Source organism: Protofrankia sp. CiP1_Cm_nod2, from assembly GCF_920664355.1.
Taxonomy (GTDB): Bacteria; Actinomycetota; Actinomycetes; order Frankiales; family Frankiaceae; genus Protofrankia.
On sequence record NZ_CAKKTL010000079.1, the window covers coordinates 17015 to 21451 of the forward strand.

The following is a 4437-nucleotide window of genomic DNA, read 5'->3' on the forward strand; positions in this document are numbered from 1 at the left end:
GGCCGGTGAGCTCCTGGTAGCCGAGGACGTAGACGTGCAGCTGGTCGCGGGTGACCTCCTCGGCCTGGGCCCGCTCGGTGGACTTGAAGTCCACGATCGAGGTCTCGTTGGTGTCCAGGCGGCGGATGAGGTCGATCCGGCCGTCCACCGTGATGCCCGGGGCGACCCGTACCTGTACCTGCTGCTCGCTGTGCAGGGTCTGCCCGAGGATTCCCCGGTTCTCGGCGAGGTAGCGGCTGACGGCCTTGCGGGCGGCGTCGCGGAGCTGCTCCCGCAGCGCCGGATAGGCGAACGGGACGTTCAGGTGCCGGTCGACCAGGTCCGCGACCTCGGCGGCCGAGGCCAGATCACCGTCGATGGCCCGCTTGTGGATTTCCGCCATGACGTCGTGGACGGACTTGCCGTAGCCGAGCGCCTCATGGATCGGCGGGTTGAATCCATAGAGGAAACGTAACTTGAACTGGTACGGGCACTCGAACAGATATTTCAGCTCGCTGAAGCTCAGGGTGACATCCGGCAGCTCGTGCCGCGGGCGCGGTTCCAGCCGCGCGACCGTCCGCACCGGGGGTGCCGCGGTGAGCACGTTCGGGTTGCGGGTCGCCAGATCGAAGAACACCGATCGCCTGGCGTACATGGATGACCCTCCGGGCGAGAAGGACAGCGCCAGGTATTTCTGCGCCCGGGTGACGGCAACATAGAACAGCCGGGCCTCGTCGGCTTCGGTGCCCCGGTAGCGTTCCGCGTCCGGCACCGCGTTCTCGGGTATGACGTGGAAGACGTTTATCCCGCCCTGCCGCTTCGACGGGAAGCGGTTCTTCCGCAGGGCGGGGACGAACACCGCCGGCCACTGCATCCCCTTGGCCTGGTGGACGGTGGCGATGGTCACCGCGTCGGGGGTGGCGTATCCGACGTCGGCGTCGCTTTCCGCGTAGTAGCCGGGGGCATGGTGGGTCAGCCACCGCACGAAGCCCTCGTATTTCCTGGCCGGGTCGGACTGGAAGTGGATCTGCTCGAAGTCCGAGATCGCCTGGCTGAACTTGCCGAGGTTGTAGAACACCAGCTCGCCGCGCACCGTGCCGTCCGCCGACGGGACGGTGTCCTCCCGCAGGCCGACGGCCTCGAGGAAGTCGAGGTAGGTCCGCTGCAGGGTGTAGGAACCCCAGCGGGCGCCCGGCTGCCAGTTCTTCGCCTCGTCGAGAACTTTCAGCCCGGCGGTCAGATCCGCGGCGTCGAGATCGATATCAGCGGCATTCCAGGAATCGCGCACATCGTCCGCGCCGGATTCACCGATGATGTAGCTGAACGCCGTCACACAGGCCTGGATCTCCGGCGCGTCGAACAGCCGGGCGAGACCTTTGATGACGTAGGGAATGTCCCGCCGTTTCAGTTCGGCGACGAGTGGGTCGGCGTCCTTGGCGACGCTGCGGAACAGGACGGCCATGTCCGACCAGCTCAGGCCGCGCGGCGCCTCGTCCCGGTCGTCCCGGAAAGGGGTTCCCCGCAGGGCTGCGATCCGGTCGCATATCCACACCGCCTCGTCGTCGGCGCCGCTGAACTCGACCGCGAGCAGATCGCCGCGGTCGAACTCCTGGTGGCCGGACGCGACCATGTTCTTGGCCAGCCTGTCGTCGACAAGGGTCTCGGCGACCGTCTGCGCCAGCGACACCACCGCGGGGCTGGACCGGAAGTTGTCATCCAGGGTGACGCTGCGGACCCCGGGGTAACGGCGGGTGAAGGTCTGGATGTTCCTGACCGCGCTGCCGCGCCACTGGTAGATCGTCTGGTCGTCGTCGCCGACCACGCACAGGTTCGCCCCGAACCGGCACAGGCCCTGAATCATCCGTTCCTGGATGTGGTTGGTGTCCTGGTACTCGTCGACGACGACATAGCGCACCGCGTCCCGGACATGACGGACCAGCGGGCCGGCCATGGAGTCGCCCGGATCGGACTCGAGCATGTCGACCGTGGTGCGGAGCAGTTCGGTGTAGTCGAAATACCGGAGGCTGTGCAGCACCGTGCGGTACATCCCAAGCGCCTCGTCGAGGTCCTCGGGGATTTTTTCCTGGTCGATGTCGTCCTCACGCAGGATGCCGACCACCTGCATGAACAGTCCCGACTCCTTGTACCTCCACAGCGGTCTCGATGTCCCCTTGACCATGGCCTTCGCCGTGGTCAGCCCGCACTTGTTGCTGTTGCGGTCGACCAGCAGCCGGTTCTGGATCTCGTTCAGGACCGCGTACTTGAAGGTTTCGGGAACCCAGGTCTGTAACACCGACCGGGCGAAGCCGTGCATCGTGCCGATGTACATGTCGGCCAGGCCGTGGATCGGGCCGAGGTCGTGCTCGATCAGCTCGAGGGTCCGGTTCTTCAGCTCGGCGGCGGCCTTCTCGGTGAAGGTGAACGCCACCACGTTCTCCGGGCGGACGCCCGGCCGGCGCAGGATTTCGACGATCCGCTGGGAGATGACCTGCGTCTTGCCGGACCCGGCGCACGCGATGATGAGCAGCGGGTCGTCCAGGGTGCTGATCGCTGCCCGCTGCGCGGCCGTGTAGTCCATTGCCGGTCCCCCGTTCAGTCCCGTCACACTTCGTAGATTTTGAGGACTTCGTCGCCGTAGTGGTTGATGGCCTTGACCGCGATCCGGCCCGTGTCGGGTTTGGGGAACGGCCGGGAACGGGTCGTGTAGAGAGTCGCCCAGGCGGCCTCGTCGATATCGGCCTTCAGCGCCTTCTTCAGCCGGGCGTAGGGGTCGTTGCCAGCCCCGGAGAAGTAGCAGTGGCGGACGAAGAACGACTCCCCGTTGTACGCCGTGTCCACCATCCACAGCGCGATGCTGGACGGGTCGTGCGAGCGGATCTGGCCGGTGGTCGGGTCGTACACGTCGATGCCCCGGATGTCGATCACGAGCCCGTCGGGGGTGTGCCCGATGTCGATGTCCGGCTCGCCGAACACGGTGAACAGGTTCGCCGCGCCGGTTTTCTTCAGCAGTTCGTCGCCCATGGCCAGATCCGGGTTCATGCGGACCAGCAGGATCGGCAGCCGTCCGAGCTGGCGTTCGGCGGTGACGGAGGCGAAGTCCGCGCCGTTGGACGGGCGGAACTCCCCGACCACCTCGCCTGCCTGGGCGTCGAAGGCGAACCCGAGGACGAGCAGCAGGTCATGGCCCTGGCCGCGCAGCGCCTCCCGGGCGGCGTCCTTGATCAGCGCCGGGCTGACCGTGCCGTACTGCGGGCCGATCGCGACGGCGACGTGCTGCGGGGTGCCGGCGTCGGCGTCCCGGCGGGTGCCGACGGCCTGCACGTACCGGCCGGCGTGCGGCTCGAGGGTGTCGAAGACGAGCCGTTCCCGCCGCAGCCCGTTCTGGACGCCCGCGGCCCGCAGGTTCTCCAGGATCGTTGACTCGTACGAGGCGGCCTCCGAGGACTCCGCCGCCGCTCGCTCGGTGCGGGGCAGGTCCACCTCGAGGCCGAGGGCCCGATGCGGTGACAGGCTCTCCACCGTGAACCGGCCGGACACCCGGATCTTCCGCCTGTCCTCGTACGGACGGTCGTAGAGCAGCTCGGTCTCGGCATGCCGCCTGATCGCCGCGTCGATCTCGTCGCGGGTCATCCCCTCGACGATGTCCGGGTTGTTCGCAATCGACTTCAACGTGACGTGTGGGACCCGCTCGTAGACAAAACCCTTGCGGATGTCACCCTTCGTGCCGCCGGCGGGCCGGGGCGTCCCGGTGAGCTCGGCTTCCTTCGCCCGACCTTCCGGGGAATCCGCAAGCAGGTAGTAGGGCAGCTTCGCCCCCATCACCCGCTGCCGCGCCAACGCGATCGCCACCCGGGACGTATCAATAGTGATCCACCGCCGCCCCCGCTGCTCAGCGACCAGCGCGGTAGTCCCCGACCCACACGTCGGGTCAAGCACCAGATCCCCCGGATCGGTGGCCATGAGCATGCACCGCTCAACTACCTTGGGATTCGTTTGGACAATGTACGTCTTAGGGTCGGCAAATCCAGAAGTTACAGTATCTTCCCAGAAGTTTGTGTATGGATAAGCAGGAAAATCGTCAAAATAACGGATATATGTAAGCGTATTACCTACAGGCTCAAGTCGACCAGCCCATTTCAACCGCTCCATACCTTCGCGGTTAGTCTTCCATTCACCCGCCCGTGGAAGAAATTTCCTACCTGCGACTTCGACCGGATAATAGCCAGTTCTCGCCTCCCGAACCCTTGCACTCGTAAGATTGTCAACTCGAAATATTCTTCCTTTTTCCGACGTACTTCCCACAGATACCCGTCGGCCGTCGGGAAGTTCTACGCGAGTATATTGACCGCTTCCGCGTCCATTAACCTCTTTAGAAGCATAAAGTTCTCTATACTTAAGATGATCATAATCGTAAGCATAACAAAGTATATAGTCACAAACGCCAGCCAGATACTGGGC

2 protein-coding genes are annotated in these 4437 nt (G+C 65.0%); both read right to left on the minus strand.

Going from position 1 to position 4437, the window contains the following annotated elements:
• The coding region (locus NBW84_RS11135; protein WP_250284289.1) for an ATP-dependent helicase at positions 1–2557 on the minus strand (2557 nt) is incomplete at its 3' end.
• Between the two features lie 23 nt (positions 2558–2580).
• A complete protein-coding gene (locus NBW84_RS11140; RefSeq protein WP_250284291.1) occupies positions 2581–4128 on the minus strand; it encodes a DNA methyltransferase in 1548 nt (515 codons plus the stop codon).
• Positions 4129–4437 lie beyond the last annotated feature (309 nt).